Annotated in this window: 17 protein-coding genes; 7 read left to right on the top strand and 10 right to left on the bottom strand. The window is 62.3% G+C overall.

Translation table 11 applies throughout. From position 1 onward, the window contains the following. Positions 1-18: 18 nt before the first annotated feature. The 5 genes from C7I55_RS24180 to C7I55_RS24160 all read right to left on the bottom strand — a co-directional run bounded on the left by C7I55_RS24180 (position 19) and on the right by C7I55_RS24160 (position 6,872). A complete protein-coding gene (locus C7I55_RS24180; RefSeq protein ID WP_106515626.1) occupies positions 19-540 on the bottom strand; it encodes a DUF4303 domain-containing protein in 522 nt (173 codons plus the stop codon). A gap of 73 nt (positions 541-613) precedes the next feature. Continuing rightward, positions 614-1,030, bottom strand: a complete 417-nt coding sequence (locus C7I55_RS24175) for an NTF2 fold immunity protein (protein WP_233222396.1) — start codon at positions 1,028-1,030, stop codon at positions 614-616. 415 nt (positions 1,031-1,445) lie between these two features. Then, positions 1,446-1,976 (bottom strand): DUF4303 domain-containing protein, encoded by a 531-nt coding sequence (locus C7I55_RS24170; RefSeq protein ID WP_106515624.1) that lies wholly within the window; start codon positions 1,974-1,976, stop codon positions 1,446-1,448. A gap of 14 nt (positions 1,977-1,990) precedes the next feature. Continuing rightward, positions 1,991-6,454, bottom strand: a complete 4,464-nt coding sequence (locus tag C7I55_RS24165; RefSeq protein ID WP_106515623.1) for an RHS repeat-associated core domain-containing protein — start codon at positions 6,452-6,454, stop codon at positions 1,991-1,993. After that, the gene (locus C7I55_RS24160) at positions 6,447-6,872 is read right to left on the bottom strand and encodes a DcrB-related protein (RefSeq protein ID WP_158266568.1); all 426 of its coding nucleotides are present in this window, start codon (positions 6,870-6,872) and stop codon (positions 6,447-6,449) included. Before C7I55_RS24160 ends, C7I55_RS24165 begins: the two co-directional genes overlap by 8 nt. Positions 6,873-7,294: 422 nt before the next feature. Between C7I55_RS24160 and C7I55_RS24155 the strand changes: the two genes are divergently transcribed. Further along, on the top strand, positions 7,295-8,032 hold the full coding sequence (locus tag C7I55_RS24155) for a hypothetical protein (RefSeq protein ID WP_106515621.1): 738 nt from the start codon (positions 7,295-7,297) through the stop codon (positions 8,030-8,032). Positions 8,033-8,346: 314 nt separating this feature from the next. Here C7I55_RS24155 and C7I55_RS24150 read toward each other — a convergent pair whose 3' ends face one another. Then, positions 8,347-8,766: a hypothetical protein gene (locus tag C7I55_RS24150; protein ID WP_106515620.1), complete on the bottom strand. Its 420-nt coding sequence runs from the start codon at positions 8,764-8,766 to the stop codon at positions 8,347-8,349. Positions 8,767-9,340: 574 nt separating this feature from the next. Here C7I55_RS24150 and C7I55_RS24145 point away from each other — a divergent pair. Continuing rightward, positions 9,341-9,580, top strand: coding sequence for an AbrB/MazE/SpoVT family DNA-binding domain-containing protein (locus C7I55_RS24145; RefSeq protein WP_233222395.1), 240 nt, complete (start codon positions 9,341-9,343; stop codon positions 9,578-9,580). Beyond that, the gene (locus C7I55_RS24140; RefSeq protein ID WP_106515618.1) at positions 9,577-9,963 is read left to right on the top strand and encodes a type II toxin-antitoxin system VapC family toxin; all 387 of its coding nucleotides are present in this window, start codon (positions 9,577-9,579) and stop codon (positions 9,961-9,963) included. Before C7I55_RS24145 ends, C7I55_RS24140 begins: the two co-directional genes overlap by 4 nt. Before the next feature lie 367 nt (positions 9,964-10,330). On the opposite strand, the gene C7I55_RS28325 is transcribed toward C7I55_RS24140, so the two are convergent. Then, positions 10,331-10,597: a hypothetical protein gene (locus C7I55_RS28325; RefSeq protein ID WP_158266567.1), complete on the bottom strand. Its 267-nt coding sequence runs from the start codon at positions 10,595-10,597 to the stop codon at positions 10,331-10,333. 896 nt (positions 10,598-11,493) lie between these two features. Between C7I55_RS28325 and C7I55_RS24130 the strand changes: the two genes are divergently transcribed. Then, positions 11,494-11,874: a hypothetical protein gene (locus tag C7I55_RS24130; RefSeq protein WP_106515616.1), complete on the top strand. Its 381-nt coding sequence runs from the start codon at positions 11,494-11,496 to the stop codon at positions 11,872-11,874. A gap of 482 nt (positions 11,875-12,356) precedes the next feature. Next, complete coding sequence (locus C7I55_RS24125) at positions 12,357-13,157, top strand: DUF6683 family protein (RefSeq protein ID WP_106515615.1); 801 nt, start codon at positions 12,357-12,359, stop codon at positions 13,155-13,157. A 199-nt stretch (positions 13,158-13,356) separates the two neighbouring features. On the opposite strand, the gene C7I55_RS24120 is transcribed toward C7I55_RS24125, so the two are convergent. The 3 genes from C7I55_RS24120 to C7I55_RS27870 all read right to left on the bottom strand — a co-directional run bounded on the left by C7I55_RS24120 (position 13,357) and on the right by C7I55_RS27870 (position 15,977). Then, positions 13,357-13,692, bottom strand: a complete 336-nt coding sequence (locus C7I55_RS24120; protein ID WP_106515614.1) for a hypothetical protein — start codon at positions 13,690-13,692, stop codon at positions 13,357-13,359. Positions 13,693-14,145: 453 nt separating this feature from the next. Beyond that, positions 14,146-14,847 (bottom strand): imm11 family protein, encoded by a 702-nt coding sequence (locus C7I55_RS24115; protein ID WP_146151128.1) that lies wholly within the window; start codon positions 14,845-14,847, stop codon positions 14,146-14,148. Between the two features lie 332 nt (positions 14,848-15,179). Further along, entirely contained in the window at positions 15,180-15,977 is a 798-nt protein-coding gene (locus tag C7I55_RS27870) for a DUF6683 family protein (protein ID WP_146151127.1), read from the bottom strand. Positions 15,978-16,421: 444 nt separating this feature from the next. Between C7I55_RS27870 and C7I55_RS24105 the strand changes: the two genes are divergently transcribed. Then, a complete protein-coding gene (locus tag C7I55_RS24105; protein WP_106515611.1) occupies positions 16,422-16,907 on the top strand; it encodes a hypothetical protein in 486 nt (161 codons plus the stop codon). 84 nt (positions 16,908-16,991) lie between these two features. Beyond that, complete coding sequence (locus C7I55_RS29515) at positions 16,992-17,408, top strand: GFA family protein (protein WP_106515610.1); 417 nt, start codon at positions 16,992-16,994, stop codon at positions 17,406-17,408. The last annotated feature ends 356 nt before the right edge of the window (positions 17,409-17,764 follow it).

Here is a 17,764-nt window from a genome sequence, read left to right as displayed (position 1 = left end):
GCCTCGACCGGGCCGGTGTCACTCGAAGCGAGACAGAAAGCCATCCGCCAGGCCCTTTGGGTTGAGGCGAGCGGCCGAGTCATTCTCGATCCCTTCCGCTTCATCGCTGTCGGTTACCGAGACGAACATGGTGACATCGGCAAGGCGGTCGCCGAACGATTCCCTTACCCCGGCAAGCGCTGAGATCATCGCTTCGATCAGGGCCTCCCGATATCGGTCGAAGTCTCGCCTATCCTCCCCGCGGATCAGCGCGTTGGCCTCGGCGAACAAGTCGCTGTGCCATCGTTCGAGGGACCATTCGGACGTTGCCCATCGATAATAGACCTCGTCCCCCGGCGAGTTGGCGCCGGCAAGAGCTTCGGATGCAAGATGCGCCCGGTACTGCTCCTCGGAGTTGGCCGCCACGGCGACGCTCATGCCATCCTCAGCGGCATAGAGGGCCACAGCGTAAAGCTTTTCGTCCCTATGAGGGGCCAACAAGCCTTCGACAACAGTTGCCGAGGCGCTTTGCAGAGCGCCGGCGACGTCCGTCCAGGCCATGCTTTGTTTGTCCTCTAGGTACGAGCAGGATGCGGTGCTTGATGGGCTCTACCTTGGAAGGTACCTTCCCCACTTAGATGTGATGAGATCTCCACTTCCCAGTGTCATCGAGGAAAAGATCCCTCCTAAACAATTTCCATTCGCCGCCGCGTTTCTTGAGCGTGTAGCGAAACTTGTCTTTGAACCCGGTATTAGATTGCACAAGTAAAACACATGTAGACGATTGCAAATTAGCCTCTTCAATAACGTCATTCTCCGGGTCGTAATCAGAAGGCAGCCCGGCAGATGGACTGTTCAGGCGCTCGACACTGCGAACTGCATCCGGCCAAACGTGAGATTCGAAGATTGGCCCGAGCTCAGCAATCGCGTGTCCGGCTGCTTCTTCGGCATCCTGCACCATCAGAGGGTAGAAATGCTCATTCCAACGTTTCATTTTCGACGAGAAATGAGAAAATGCAGATGTCGCCGTGGCGATCTCGTCGGTCATCATGCTGCAGCCTTCCATCTTGAATCGAATCTGAGAGAATGGTGAACCTCGACTCTCTCTCATCACGTAACCGGTGTTACCGATCACCTGGGTCGCGCGAGCTTGCCGGAACCTGGCTTGGCCTACCCAGCAACGCCCCGAGAAACCGTGCGGGGCCTCGACGAGCGTTACGGCTCGGGATAGAGCGATTCAGAAGCACCGCAAACGCCATCGCAGGTCCGGCGGAACGCTCCGCCTCGAGCCGAAGCGCCGACGCAGGCGCGCCGCCGATGCAACTGGTGCGCTTCGCGACGATTAGGGTGAGCCAAGGCTGGTGCAAAGGCAATGAAATCCGCCGCAGCTCATTACTTGGCCCGGCGTCGACCTCGGGCCGTGAACCGTGTCGAATTCCTGATGGCCGACCACTGCCGAACAACCTTTACCCAAACCGCTCGAGAAAGGCAGAAGCCTGTTCGGGGGTATTGAGCCGCATCGCCGAGCGCCGCTCGACAGCCTCGGCGTCTTCACTGTCGGAGATCGTCACGAAGAGCGTGATTCCGCCGAGCGCTGCCCCACGTTCGGCACGCAGCTTCGCAAGTGCCTCGATCATTACTTCGATCAGGCGTTCGAAATGGACGTCGAACGTCTCCTTCGGGTTGAGCGCCGCCGCGCTGAGATCACGATTCACATCCATGAAGTGTGCGTCGCCGAACATCTCATAGCGCCATTCGGCAGGCGCCCAGCGGAGATAGGCCTCATAGCCGGAGGTCATTTCCTCGAACTCGGCTTCCGACGCACGTTTCTCGGCATAGCCCTCTTCTGTATTGGCACAGAAGCCAACGCTCATCCCGTCGTCCGCTGTCTGCAGACAGATCGCATACAGCTTCTCGCCCGCCAGCGCAGAGTTGAGTTCGTCGAAGGCCTTGCTCGCAGCGTCGGCTAATTCTCTACCCCTTGCATTCCAATCCATCTGCTTTTCCTTATTCACGGCCAGCCAAATACATCCTTACCAATTTGCTGCAACTCGGCTTTCATGGCTGCAGTGGCGTCGCCCTTGGGCAGGTTCTGCGCCGATATTCGTGCATCGGCGGCCTCTAGGCGCGAGGCTACCGTTCTCGCGTTCGCGACGCTGTGCCCGCGGTTGGGAGCCCACATGAGCGCGTCTGGATCATTCACGGGATCAATCCCGTACTTCGACATAACGTTCCGACTTCGCCCAAGAGCCGATTGCATTGCGGGGTTGTGAGCGAATGGGCCCTTGTAGATGATGTGATGAGCATGCGGACGGGGCATGCCCGCCGGCGGCTGCGTTCCAGTTTTGGCAGCAAACCATTGACCCCAATTGCACTCCGCCAGTCCGAGCGGATCCATCCACCGCATGGGATCGTGCACATAAGCGTGGGTTCTGAGGCCGCCGCTCACCCCGATGGGATCGGGCGAGAGATACTGGCCGGTGTCCGGATCGTAATAACGGTTGAGATTGTAGTGGAGCCCGCTTTCGGAATCCTCCCACTGTCCCGGGAAGCGAAGTGCGCAGGTGGTCCCGCCCTCGGCCTCGTCCTCCTCCTCATCGCCGCGCCGCTCGCGCAGCAGCGCCTGGGCGGCGCGTGTGCGGCCCCAAAGCTGCGGTTCGGCGCGCCAGCGCACATTGCCGTCCTCATCGAACAGGGCATGCGGCGCGCCGATCTGATCGGCGACGATCGGCAGCAGCTCCGCCTCCGCGATGTCCGGTGCGCCGTCCTCCCCGATGCGCACCCGCTCCTTGGCGAGCGGACGGACCCCGTCGGGCTCGAAATGCCAGCGCTCGACGCGCACCGATCCGGGGCCGGGAGCATCGTCGCCGCCGCTGCGATGCCATGCTTCGGCGATTGCCTGGCCCTGCCACACATAATCGACCCGCCGATTGGGCTCGTCGAGCAGGATCTTGCCCACGCGGCGGCCAAATGCGTCGTAAGTGTAGCGCCAGCGCGCGCCATCGGGTGTCTCGAGTCCGACCATCCGATCGAACCCGTCCCAACGGTAGCGCCAGCGCCGCGGACGGAAGCCGTCCTGGGTGAGCACCCGCTCCACCATGCGGCCGCGGGCATCGTAGCGGAAGCGATTGGGCCCGGCCTCGACCACGCAGTCGCGCCAGTAACGATGCTCGCCGGCGAGGCCCTCGGCGAGGTTCATCAGCGCGTCGTAGCGATAGGATTCGCGGGCACCCGGCCGCTCCACCGCCACCGCCTGATCGCGCAAATCGTAGCGGTATCGGGTCTCGCCTTTCGCGCCCACATCCGCACCGGAGTCGAGCGTCGCGGCGAGCCGGCCGGCGCGATCCCATTCGTAGCGGCGGGTCAGCGCGTCGGGGGCGTGCCGCTCGTGCGCGACGACGGCAACGGAGCCGGCGCGCTGCTCCGCGAGCCGCCCTGCAGGATCGTAATTCTGGCGCAGCTGAAACGCTGTCGGCGTGCCGATCGCGGCGAGCTCGCGCAGCGTCTCCAGCCCACTGACATCATGGGCGAAGCGCAAAATGTGGCCGTTGCTCTGGTAGCGGGTGAGCAGGCCGGCCTCGTCGAACGCCAGCATGGTCTCGCCGCTCGGGCTGGAGCGGCCGACGCAGCGGCCGGCCTCGTCATAGCGATAGCTGATCGCAATGCCGTTCTGCTCCTCGGCAACGATCCGGCCCTTGTCGTCATAGGCGAGAGCGACGTCGGCGATCCGCTCGGGAGCGCCGCCCACCGCGGCCCAAGTGCTCGCGCCGATCAGGCGATCCTGCTCGTCATAGCGGTACGAGATCGCGTCCTCGCCCGCGATCACGCGCACGATGCGATCGCGATCATCCCATTCGAAATGCTGTTCGGCGCCGTCTGGCATGCGCTTGGCGAGAACGCGTCCGAGCAGATCGCGCTGGTACAGCGTCTCGCGCCCGGCCCAATCCAGTTGCGCGGCGAGCCGCCCGGCGGGATCGTAGCGGAACTGCCATTGCTGCCCGGCGGCATCGGTGATCGCCGCCAGGCGCCCGGCGCCATCATAAGCGAATTGGGTCGTGGCGCCGAGCGGATCGATGACCTGGCGCAGCGTGTCGAAGGCGCCATGAACGAAGCGCGTCGTCTGGCCATCGCCGCGGATGCGTGCGGCGAGCAAACCTTCCCCGTCATAGGCGAAGCGGATCTCGCCCCCGTCGGCCGTGCGGGCGTGGCTGACGGCGCCTCGCGGATTGTCCGCCGAGCGCTGATAGGCCCAATGGCTGGTCCGTCCTGCCGGATCGGTCAGCGTGACGAGGCGGCCCATCCGGTCCCATTCGTACCGAGTGACCCGCCCACCGGGATCGTGGCGCGTGATCGGCCGGCCTGCCGCGTCCGTCTCCCACGCAACGGCTCCCGCGCCTGGAGTCTGCTCACGAACCAGCACGCCACGATCGTCATAGGCGGCGGTGCCGGACGTGCCGTCCGGTGCCGCCCAGCCGACGATGTTGCCGCGGGAATCGCGAGTCCAGCTGCTGACCCCGTCGGGACCTTCGAACTTTGCGAGCTGGCCCCAGCGATCGTAGGACCAACTGGCGGTGCGACCGGCCCAATCGCTTTGCGCAATCAGCCGGCCGTCGCCGTCATAGGCGAACCGGGTCTCGCGGCCGGCGGGGTCGATCCGGCGCTGCAGCCGCTCGAGCATGTCCCATTCGCTGAGCGTCCGCGCGCCGTTCGGATCCACCTCCTCGGTGACCAGATTGTTCGCGTCGTACCGGAAGGTGGTGACCGCTCCGGTCGCGTCGACATAGCGCGACATCCGCTCTTCCGGAAAATAGGAGAAGCGGTCGTTGAACATCCCGTCGGCGGTACGGGTGCCGATGACCCGGCCGGCCTCGTCATAACCGATCTCGACGACGGTCAGTCCGCTGTCGCGCCAGCCGTTCAGCCAGCCTTGCGCCGTGTAGCGGTAGTGGAATTCTCCGGTGAAGCTGCCGGACACGTGCAGCAGATGGCCGTCCCGGTCATAATCGTAGCGCACCAGCGGATCCGGCTCTCCGTCCAGCCACAAGGCGCGAAGCCAGCCCTCCCCCGTCATCTCCACGCGGAACATCGAACCGTCGGGATGGCGGATGGCGGCGAGCTGGCCGTTTGCGCCGCGCAGGAAATCGATGCGGTTGCCGTTGCGGTCCTCGATCCCGATCATTTCCAGAATCGTTGCGTCCCGCACCGGCGCGAACAGCAGGAACTGCTGGGTCCGGCTATCGAACAGACTGATCTGATCGCGGCTGCCGGTGAGGTGATATTGAGGCGCCTTGAGGTGGCGTGCGTCGATCTGGCGGCCGCTACCAATGGCGAACAGCAGCCGCTCGCCGCCCGCATCCTCGAGCAATGCGGTTCCGGCCTCGGCATCGAGCAGCAAACGCTGCGACCAATTGCAGATCCAGCGCGGACCGAGCATCCCCTCCACCCGCATCCGGCCCGGATAGGTGCGCTCCAGGCGCAGCGGGAGGATGCCGGGATATTCGAAATCCACCCGCTGATCGGCATAGTCACCGGTAACGATGTCGACCGGCTCGCCGAACAGGCGGCGGAGCGAGCCGTTGAGGAGTCCGCCCTGGCGGACGGCCGAGCGCATGCCGGCGACTTCGGCAATCGACAGCAGAAGCTGCTCGGCGACCGAGAATTCCGCATCCGGAGTCCCGTAGCTGCCGGTGGTATCGTCGCCGAAGACGGTCTTGCAGCCCTCCTGGATCACGGCACTGCAGGACAGCTTGTGGCCGATCCGGGCCATCGGCAGATCGTTGATGAAGATCGTCTCGCTGCCCTCGATGATCGCCGAGGGCGGCGTGCCGGGATGTTTGGTGCAGGCGGCGACGTCGGTCACCCGGGCGGCGGGCTTTCCTTCGAACAACACGTTCGGAGAACCGCTGGTGATCGGGCCTGAGAGCGTCGCCGTCTTGGCGCCGGCGCCGGCGATCGCGGCGGTGACGAAGCCCCCGGCGGCGCCCGCGCCGAACGCCACGGCCGCGCCGACCAGCGGTGCCGCCATGCCCGCCGTGCCGATGATCGCGGCAGCGCTGATCGCCACCACCGCACCGACCACGATTCCGGCTGCGATCCCGGCGAGCAGGCCGGCAAAGGCATTGCTGTGCGCGATCTGGTGGGTGAGATGCGCCGCCTGCTTGCCTGGTCCGGCGAGGCGCTGCGCACCGAATTGCTGCGCCACCCACACGGCGGCTTCGTCGGCATGGACCTTCTCGGCGATCCACGCCCCGGCCATCGCACCGGCGATGGGCGCGGCGATCCTGCCGCCGAAGCATTTGAGTGCGGTCACGCCGCCCGATGAAAAAGCCGAATAGGCACCGGCGGCGAGAATCCCCGCCGAGGCGACGTGACCCGTCGTCGCGATCGTCGATACCGTGCCGGCATTGCTCGACGCCGCGGTGCGCTCGCGGAGATCGCGCAGCTTCTCGTCGGCGGTCCGCCCGCTGTCAGTCACGAGCGAAGGTGAAGGAGGTGATCGCCGCGATCATCGCGTTTCGAGTCTCCTCGTCAGGCCCGCCGGGGATCGATCCGGTGAAGTTGAGCACGGCATTGGCGTCGTGAAGCACCATTGCCATCACCTGATGGATCGGCTTGCCGTCGCTGCGCCAGCCGAGCTCGAGGAAATGCGCCTGACGGCCATCGATGGTGGCGGCGGTATCGGCGATCATCTCGAACCCGGCGAGCTGCGCCGAGAAATTTTGGCGCTGCTGGGCGACATAGTCCTGGAAGGTCATGCCGAGCGGCACCTGGTCGCGTGCAATCACCAGATTGGCACCTTGCACCTTGGCCTGCTTCGGCAGCAGCACGTTGATGCTCTGATCCTGCCATTCGGAGGCCAGCGACAGCGACCCCTCCGCAATCCGATACACCATCTGCATCCCTGTACGACGCCGTTCGAGTTTCCATATCGGAGGAAGGACGGCTCGCCTACCCTCTTCCCGGCGGCGGCGCGAGAATCGAGGAGATCCTGCCGAAACGTCGATGCGCGAGACTCATTCAAGCTTCGGCACGAGGTCAGCCGGATCTTCAGGGAACAGTTGAAATTGGGCTTCGAAGACTTCGGACCGGGGCTCTTGACGCGTTTCGCCGGCACGGCGCCGGGTGCAAGCTTGGTCGGCACACGAAGGGAACATCCGGCCGGATCACCACCATGCAGCACGGCGTATCCTTTACCTTGACCTGTTCTCTTGCATCATGAGAGGTCGGATCCGGTTGCGTCACAAGGCAGGCAACATGCATCGACCCTCGTCTGTCAGCCTCACGTCCCTCGCGGGCAAGCACGGCGGAGGGTCGGATGGTTGATGTTCAGACAATTGAGAAGAATTTCTATCCGGTGGTGGTGAGCGAACGCCTGGCGCGGGGCGCGGACGAGCTGGAGAGCAGGACGATCTACACCTACTTCCTGCTTCCGGATGAGAAGGGCGAGCCCGTTCCTTTCCTAATTTCCGACGATCACATCGACGACAGGTTCGCCCGGCAGGTGCTGGAAACGGCGGCGGGCCGGCGGCCCGAGGGGCTCGAGAAGATCCCCTTGGGAGAAAATCGGTACGGCCTCACGCACTTGATCCTCGCCGCGCCCCAATACCACTCTGCGCTAAACGGCAGATCGGGATTGGATCGGTCGGCCACCGTGCTGGTCGTCCCCATCTTCGAGCCGGAGCTCTCGGGCACCGAAACCATCGAAGATTTTCATACGCTTCGCCGCCACATCATTCCGGATGAACGCTGGGATCGGACGATCCAGCCGAAAGTGCAGCTACGATATCACAATGGGAAAACAGAAGGCGGCACAGGCAACGGCTACGCGCTGGTGACCTTCCAGACTGCGATGTTCGAGGTCGGCAATCTCATGGGTGTGGAAGACGGTTTCGTAGAAATCATCAACCATAAGGGGGACGTGATCGAAATCCTTTTTGCGCACGACGAAATGTACACGGTGATAAGCGACCGCGACGACAGCACGGGCGTACTGGCCTCGTTTGACGAAGCCGGCGATGCGATCTGGGCGATGCTGAACGCGTCGGCAGGTTGAGAACGGGGCCTCCGTGGCGATACTTGCGCTCCGCCGCGCAGTACCGGCGCCACCTCGTACCAGGCCGCCATCTCATCCCTGGGGCGGCATTTCGATGATCGCAGACGCAGGAAGGAGATCGCGGATCGCGAGCTTCAGCGCGGCTGGTACGATCGGGCATTGTTGAGCCGTCATTTCAACCTTGCGCGGTTGACCTGCCCCCCTCGACAAGTGCCTTTGCCAGGTCTGGACAGGTGGCGAACCGGACCGCTCGGCCTACCTGCACGTGAGCATGCGAGCTGCCATCGATCGAGACGGTCGCCTGTAACTGGCGATCATTCCTTCGGCTGCGCCGCATAATCGGCGGAAAGCGCCCGTGCCGCGATAGCGATGGCGGCGCGAACGTCTGTGGCATCGGGGATGTGGACGCAGGCCATCAGAGGCATGGGAACGGATGCTCCATGGGGACCGTCGGGCTTGCTCTTGCCGATGCCGGAACGCGCGAGCTCGGCCTCGACTGCATCCGCAACGACGGTCCATTGCTCCACCGGCCCATGCGCCCGCTGCATCACGGCACCAGCCCATCGCCGGCCCTGATCCTTCAGATAGGCGTTCTGCTGGGCGGCGAAGCAGCTTGCCATTGCATAGTCGACCAGGTCGCGTTCCACCTGCATGGTCTCAGGGCTAATGGCGGAGGCCGGCGTTTCGATGCACGTTGCAAGCAAGAGGCCAAGTCCAAGGATGGCGCGCGTCATCAGCCGAGCTCCCGAATTCACCTGGCGTCATGCGGGCATCGCCACTGCCAGAGCTTGCGCGATTGCCATGCGACGGCTCGACGCCTGGATCTTGCAATCTGGCTGGGGCGGCAGGATTCGAACCTGCGAATGCCGGTACCAAAAACCTGTAGCCGCCGTTTTCAGCCTTCCAAAAGCCATGGGATTCCATGGCCTTGCGCATCATATCAGAATCGCGAGGCTGAGCAAGGACACAAATCGGTACACAAAACAGGCACAATGTTGAGACGGAAACGTCCTGGGGTTCACGCGATCGCCTCGCCCGTAGGTGCGGTGAACATACCTTGGTCCGCTATGCGTGGTCTCTTTGAGTTCGGTCCTTTTTACGTCCGAAAACAGGGTGAAAAGTACCGATTCCTGCCGGTCCGATAAGGGTATACCCATAAAGGACCACTGCTACGCCGTGACGATGTGTGGCGGCGTGCGACCTTGTGCTACCTAGCCCTGAACGGTATCTTAGGCGTTGTGGCATGGGTGAGGCACGTGGCAGGTGACGATAAGAACCATAGACATCAAGGTGGCGAGCAACGGTCGCATGGTCCTACCCCTGTCGGTGCGGAAGGCTATGGGCCTCCATGGTGAGGCGAAGGTCATCCTTACCATCGAGGACGATGAGGTACGACTGTCGCCGATCGCCCGCGGTGTCTCTCGCGCGCAAGCCCTCTATCGGGAACATGCCAAGACGGTGCGTACGACCGACGACTTCCTGAGCGATCGGAAAGAGGAGGCGCTCGCGGACGCTGACGCGCCTGGTCCGAAGAAGCTGTCAAAGTGACCTCGGTCGTTCTCGACGCATCCGCGGTGTTGGCGCTCGTCCGTAATGAGCCGGGAGCGGACAAAGTCGTGCCCCATATCGGACGTGCCGCGATCTCGGCGGTCAACCTGCAAGAGGTCGTCAAAGAGCTGCTCCTGAGCGGCCTGGATGAGCCTACCATACGCGAGTTGCTAAACGAGCTCCGCCTCGACGCTCGCGCCCATGATGTGGAAGCCGCTTACGCCGCCGCAGCACTGCACGCCCAAACAAAGGCGTTTGGGCGCGGCCTCGGCGATCGCTCCTGCCTAGCGTTGGCGTTGCAGCTGGGCGTTCCGGCTCTGACAGCTGATCGTGAGTGGAAGAAGGTCAAGGTGAAGAGCCTCAAGGTTGAGCACATCCGCTAGGCGCCAAGGCGCCCCTCCCCGCTCCTGATCCTCCATCTCCATTCGAGACATTCGCGATCGCAGGCTGCTACGTCGCGGATGCACCCCCAAACCGGACATACCGCGGCACGTCGACTTATGTCCGCTGTCCAACCCCGAAGCGGACATCGCCTCGGAGATCCCCGCAGGCGCAACGAACGCGGCCGCCCCCCGGCCCAGTCCATCGAACCGTCGAAGCTCACGGGAGCGCGAAGGTCCGCTTGCTCACAAAAAGCCGACAATCGAGGCGGGCCGAGGTCAGGCAGGCTCCTACAGCCGTGTCCGACCCAAATCGGACATAGACCTTTCTGCTCCGTGGCCGGTCTCGAGCCGGCTCTTGTGAGATACCCTACGGCTTAGTGGCCCTTTCGTGATCAACGCCCGTGGCCACGATGCGGAGGATTTGCTGATCGTCCCAAGCGGCCACGAACGAATATACGCGGAAAGACGTGCTGACCTCTTCTCCAGCGGCCCTGCAGGCCACTACTGCCAACGGGTCGCCCTCCTCGACCGTCCCCCGATCCAGATCCCGGTTCTCAGGACTAAACGACTGATATCCGATCGCATCTTTGAACTTGAAAACAAATGTGTTTTCACGCCAATCACGATAGGTCACGTGCAAGTCGCTGTCGACACGAGCGACACTGACGATTTGAGCGTCAGCCAGACGGCATTTCTCGAATGAAATTATGTAGTCCTCTAAACGCCGGCTTATGATCCCTCTGAACGGCAGCCGCGGCCGTAGGAGGCACTCCGTCCTCCACAGTGGATCGATTCATTGCTCGATCTGTGCCGAAGCAATCACCTTTCTGTGTAACTTACGGCCGCTGACGGTTGGGTATAGTTCTCAATGATAATGACCCTAGCCGTTTTCGTTGAATTCGAGGCCGGCCCTTGGAAGACGTCTGCCTTAGCCCCACCTTGATCTCCTCCCGTGATACGCTGGTACCGCTTTCGTATCACCGCTTCCCGAGCAACGTCGGCGATCTGTTCATAGGCGGCACCTGCATAGTTGACCGTGCAGCGTCGTTCACCGGTATCGTAGGAGAGGATCAACCCTCCAGCTGGACCGCCGGCCTGGAACTCCAGGTGCCCGGGCCTAGAAGCTGGTAGGAACTCCCAGCCCCAGTTGTCGAGGTCGGCCAACGACGGCGCAGCCTCGTTGCGAACCAAATGCGGGCAAAGGTCGAACACCCCGTTCACCGTTGTTGAATCCAAGGTAGGAACCGCGACCTGCCCTCGCGCCGACTGGAGAGGCGCACATGCGAGAGAGACGATCAAGAAGATCGTTGCGGGGGCAGAGCTTACGAAGATAGGACACCTTCAATCAGGCACATGGCGTGTTTGCTGCCTCACATTGCCGATGGCAGGCAGCATTGGCAATGGCGTAGCTTCCATGAACCGGCCCCTAGCTTGCCGTGCTAAGCATCGTTCATAGCGAACATTGTTATCTAGCGAGGCCGTGGATACAGTCCGCTACAGACAATCGGATCAACGAGAAAGGGAAAACGTTTGAGACTCAGCCACGTGCTCCATCTGGCGTGCCTGTTGTGGGCCACGTCCGCGACCGCCGAGACAACGCTTGGATTCCTTACATCAGCGCACAAAGAAGAGATCGTGAAGCAGGTTGGGACCCAACTTGTAGATCCGACATCGGCACAATTCCGTTGGCCGCCGCCACGAGAATTCGGGCTGTACTGCGCGTGGGTTAACGACAAGAACGTCTACGGGAAATATAAAGGCTTCGAGCCGTTCTTCGTGATTGGTGGGATTGTGGACGTGGACGGGTTCATCGCCGGAGATGTCACACTTGGATCCGGAGATAAGCGCTCTATCGTGGAGAATATGTGTTCCAATGCGGGGTTCGACATGAGTGGACCGCCTCTTTGGTGATCTGGAATTCACGAGAATGGCTTGAGGTTCGATCAGCTGTTCGCGATGGCAGCCGAGTTGCAAGGCAACGTTAGATGCTCCGGACGAACGTCGTCTTTCCACCCTCCTCAGCTGCTCCTGACGCGATCGCCAGGCGACCCTGCGAAGGTCCGCTTCCGCGCGGCACCCGGACGTTCGCCGCCGGCGTGCGCCATGTGGGGCCCTAGGACGTGCTCCGACCCAAAGCTGACCTTGCCCAATCGCCGGGTACGGCAGGAAACGCCCACGTCCCATCGTTCACGGATGCGGACTCGCTACCCGAAAGCTGACATTGTTCGGACCGAGCAACAGCGACGGATGACGGCCGATTGTCGCAGTGCGAAGCAAGCAAATAGAACGCGAGAGAGGGAGATTTCGCGGGACGTCACACGCTCGTCCAAAAGTCAGATTACTCGCGACAGTCGAAGGGCGGCTCGCCGGTGCCGCAGGACGGAGGATCATTGATGGTGGTATGGAAGCGCGCTCTTTTGGTCGCGCTGTGCGGCATCTCAGCGCAGGCGCAGGCGCAGGACCACTTTCCAGTCATGGACTGGGGCCCGTTCATTCAGACAGAGGCGATGAACAGCGTCATCGAAGATATAGGCCGTTCGGAGGCAAAGCGCGCCGGGCTGCCCTATCCAGGTGACCGCAACGTTGGACAGTCACCCAAGTCCGTTCGCTCAACCCTGTCGCGGGGTCTGGCCGACCAGGTCAGAGGCGGGGGTGCACGGGCCACGGCCGTCGAGGGCAGGTACACACCTAGCTCGGCCGCGCGGCAGAGGCTTGCGGGCATTATGGGGAATGCGGCCACGAAGCAGGATCCCGCCAAAGGCGAGGAGATGCGGCAACTAGTTATCGCTGGTCGGGCGATGAGGGAGTATCAGCGCATCGCCCCCATGCTGGGATTCCGCGCGAACGATGCAATCGATGCCTACGCCTTTTACCTGCTGGCGCAGTGGGGCGTTGCCAACGATCACCGCGCTGACGTGACCCGCACTCAGGCAGCGGCCGTCCGCCGCCAGGCGGCTATTGCCTACGCCGGCATCGCCGACCAGCTCACTACGGACGCGCTGCGGCAGGAGTTTGCAGAAATGCTGGTCATTCAAGGCGTGATTCTCGCCGGCGTTCACGAAGCCGCCGTGCGTAGCCGCGACGATAAGGCTAGAACACGCTACGCCGCGCTTGCCCGTCGAGGCGGCAAGAACATTTTCTCGATGGACCCAGCGCAGATCACCCTCACCGATGCGGGCTTTCGAACGAAGTGACTTGAGCACCTGGCGCAGCCTGGTGGCAAGCCGACCACCGCAGCGCGGCCAAGGTCAGCATAAGAGCGACCCGGACTTGAGGGTCAAAGCTAGGCGCTACCTACCAAGCGGAGAACGGCATGGTCCGCTCCAATATTTGCCGCTCAAGCATCAATCGCCCTACCCGGAAGCTGACCTTCGTCAGGAACGCCTGATGGCGTCAGCGGAAAGCACCGGGATTTGGCGGAAGGTTCCCAATCCAGAAAAATACGCTGATATGACACAATAAGCCGAACAGAGCGTACGCGGCAGCCTTGAGCAGGTGGGACCGTTCACCGGTGCGGAGGGGCTTCCAAGCGAAGCCGATGCCAAGCGCCAGGGAGAGTGGCGTGGCGAGGATCGCTACGACGCCGGTCGCCATCTCGGCGCCAGCGATTGGAGAAGCCGGAAAAGCCCACAGCATCGCAAGGAGGGCTACAAGCAGCGAGTGCATAAACGCCAACGCGCAGACGATGATCAGCAAACCCGCCAGGATCCGAACCCAAGGTATCACCACCCACCAACTCCAAGCAACGTCTCTACGGCGGCGGAAGACAGCCACCCATGCGGCCGAGCCACAGAGCCAACTGAGGCAGCGGAACCACGGCTAGTCTGAACCCGGCCCGCGATCGTCCAGAGCCGGTTCGTCCCTGGCCCGCAGAGCCGCGGCAGACTGCCTGGTCGGTGCAACTCCGATGTTTTCGCATGCCCTCCGTGCGTGCTGATGTCGAGCGATCAATGTCCGAGTCCCACCCGCTTCTGCTGTTCCCGACGCAATCGCCAGGCGATCCGCCGAAGGTCCGCTTCCGCGCGGTACCCTGCCGTTCGCCGCCGGCTTGCGCCATGTGGGGACCTAGGACGTGCTTCGACCCTAATCGGACATTGCGAATGGCCGAGGCGCTGCATAGGCCCAGCTACCGGCTTCCACGCTGGGCGGACTCTTCCGATTCCGAAGCCGGCCGTTGACGGACTACAGCCGGGCGACTTCCCGCGGCGGCACGGAGGCCACAGATTGCAGGTAACACCCGCGCACGCCGCGTGACTGCACGATGTCGACGAGGTCCTTTGACCAATACCAGCCTCCCGCATCAATATCCGAGAATGAAGCCACGCCTTGCAGGTTGTTACTCTTGAAGACTACACCATCAGGAAACTTGACAACTCGAAAGCCGTAGGACGTGTCTTTGATGACCACTCTGGTTCGCCGCGGATCGACCGCTTCGATGACACGACGCGGCATCACTGCGTGGAACGGCAGCTTCGCATCCTTCGCTTGAACGTAGAATTCGACGTGCTCCAGCGATGCGGGGTCGACCTGCTCAATTTGCCGGAACAGCGCATCGGAGATGAAGAACACGTCTTGATCGGGATGATAGAAATCAACAACGTCCTTCGAAAATCCCTTAAACCTGACATCGGGAATCGGCAGGATCGCCACCGGAATTCGGGTGGTCGTCCGACTACCGTTCCACGGGGATGCTTCTCTTGACGGCCTGTTAGCCCAGTCGAGCCGCGCTGGCCGATAATCGAAACTTTGCCGCACTCGATAGTAGCTCTCTTCACCGGAGTCAGGGATAGTCATTCCAAATGTGGAAACCTGTCCTTCCGGTGCCCCCTTGAACATTTCCCTGATTGTGAGTTCCGAACCTAGCATCACCATGGTTACCACCATAAAATCACATCTCACCACTCCCGCGCGGCTATGCTGGAATCGAGCATGGGGTCACGGGCAGTTGACCGCCAAAATGAACAACTCGCCAGCCGCTAAGAGCCATCCGCCAATTGCCTTCACGGGCGCATCCCTGCCATCAGGAATGTCTGATTTCCACCCGATTCAGCTGTTCCCGGACCGCGATCGCGCTGCGACGTCGAAGGTCTGCTTACGCGCGGCAAGCTGACGAAGAGTGCTGGCGAGCTCCAGATCACGTATTCCGATCACCCAAGCTCCAACTAACCTCGTCGGATGGAGCGTGATGCGAGGTGCAGCGGCGCATTCGCGGGGTTCTATTTCGATTGGAAGCCTCGATTGGTGAGGATGATCTCCGCTGGGTTGATCGAGAAGATCATCTCGCCGCCGCGGCGGGCCAGAGCAGCGTACCGGGCCGTCGCTTCATCGTCGCCGCTGCGTACGGCGGCTTCGTGGGCGCCTGCGAGGATCACGCCTTGGATTACCAGCATCTCGGCAAATTCCTGCCGCAGGGCATCGGTGGCGAGCTGGCTGGCGATGCTGGCGTAGGCGTTCGCCGCTTGACGGCGAACCGCAGCGGCCTGGGTTCGGGTGACGTCCGCGCGATGATCGTTCGCGACACCCCACTGCGCAAGCAGGTAGAAGGCGTATGCATCGATCGCATCGTTCGCGCGGAAATCGAGAATGGGAGCGATGCGCTGATACTCGCTGACTGCACGGCCGGACGTTACAAGTTGCCGCATCTCTTCGCCCTTAGCGGGATGCTGCTTCGCGGCCGCGTTCGCCATGATGTCTGCAAGCCTCTGTCGGGCGGCGGAGCTAGGCGCGTACCCAGCGTTCACGGGCGCGGCGCGCGAACCCTCCCCTCTCATCTGGCTCCGCAGATTTTGTGCCAGGGATGAGCGAACCGCCTGGGGTGACCGAGCAACCTTGCGGTCACCCGGGTAGGTCAATCCGGCCTTCTTCGCCTCCGAACGGCCGATCTCTTCGATGACGCTGTTCATGGCTTCGGTTTGCATGATTGGGCCCCAATCCATGACCGGGACGTCCTGCGCCAACGCCGCCGCCGCAACGCCCCAAACCAAACCAAAAAGTACGTGCTTCCGAGCCGCCATGGCTTGATCCTACTGTCTTTGCGATGACGCCCCGAGACCGGGGCGGCTTATGACCGAACAAGCGCCCGGCCTGTAGCTTTACCTGATCCGCCTTTTTGACGACAGTATGACGTGCCCCGCTGATCTCTGCATCGTTGTTAACGGGTTCAAACAGCGCGCGCAGCGGCGCTTCCAGAGACGCTTCGCGGATGAACCTGAACCGCCGTAGCAGACAGGGTCAGAGTTCCGAGACCAGTCCGGCAATCACCGCTCCTGCCTTAGCCGGCGCGATCGCCGGGCTCGGCAGCCGCTGTCCGCGCTCGCGCCGCAGTCTGACGTTGGTGCCGACGTGCGCTCGAATGGGGACGGTGCACCGGCTCCGACCGTTGACTTCTCTTCGGCGAAAGCGGAGCTATTCGCCGCGCTTCGGCACGAGCGCGGTAAACGACGGGAGTGAACGTCTCGATGCTCAAGCTCGCGGTTTCAACCTCGATCGCGGTCTCGTCTCATCTAGCTGGCGCGACTTCCGTCCAGACCTCCCCACCTATCCAGGAGAAGCACGTGCTAACGGTAGAGGACTTGAACAAGCTGAGCTTCTTGATCGGTCGCTGGTCGGGCAACGCCCCGGACGGCAGAACGTTTTACGAAGAATATAGCCGGCCCGAGCCGACGCTGATGCGCAGCCAACGCTATAAGGACGCGAGCTTCTCAGAGGCCGTGAACGGTAGCACGGTGGCGCTCAAGGATGGCAAGTTGATCTCCACCTGGGGCGAGTTCACCTGGGTGGCGACGTCTGTGGAGGATGGGAGGGTCAGCTTCTCGCCGATGAACGCGCCCAGCTCGTTCAGCTGGCGTCGGGTCGATACTGACACTGTAGAGGTGACGCAGAATTGGACGGATGAGAAGGGAGCCGCCCAGAGCTATGCGCTCGAGTTGAAGCGCGTCCAGTAATCGCGTCATTCGCCGTCGAGCCGCAAGACATCGATAGCGGTCGAAAAGACGGATATTGAGTCTGCTATTCGATCAGGAGCCTGCATGGATACATTTGAAGCCCGTTGCCCCTGCGGTTCTGTCACGCTTCAGCTGGAAGGCGAGCCGCTCGGGCAGGTGTTCTGTCATTGTGACGATTGCCAGAACGCGCACGGAGCAGCCTATGTGCCGAGGGCTATCTATCCTGTGGGATCCGTGACCGTGGCTGCTGGAGCGACCAGCTCGTGGGTCAATCGCGTTCGGACAATGATTATCTGCAGCGCATGCGGCTCACATCTTTACGGCGAGATAGACGGCACCCCGTTCAGGGGCGTTAATGCAGGCTTGTTTCCGCCCGGGAAATTCAAACCGCGGGCTCACATTCACACCCGATACGCCGTGGCACCGGTCGTGGACGATCTTCCCCATTACCGAGATATTCCCTCAGAGCATGGCGGAACCGGTGAGCTGATCGGATGGTGATAGTGTCCGACTTCCAGCCCACCGGCTGTTCCTGGCGCAATCGCCAGACGCCCCTGCGGAGGTCCGCTTCCGCGCGGCACGCTGACGTTCGCCGCCGGTGTGCGTCACGTTGGGACCTAGGACGTGCTCCGACCCATAGCTGACCTAGCTTCTTGAAGGGTTCAAACTTGATACCGGACATTCCTGCCGATCCCGTTCTTTGCTGGACTCGTCCGTTCACAGTTCGGCGTGACGTGACCCCCGTTTTCTCCTCCAGTTTGAGCTAGAGTCCGGCCCAATGAAGGGACGGATGGATGAAGCGGAAGCGGTTTTCGGAAGAGCAGATCGTCGGCATCCTGAAGGAGGCCGAGGCAGGG

It is taken from the genome of Allosphingosinicella deserti (assembly GCF_003012735.1).
In the GTDB taxonomy this organism is placed as follows: Bacteria; Pseudomonadota; Alphaproteobacteria; order Sphingomonadales; family Sphingomonadaceae; genus Allosphingosinicella; species Allosphingosinicella deserti.
This window is presented reverse-complemented; position numbering and strand designations above follow the sequence as displayed.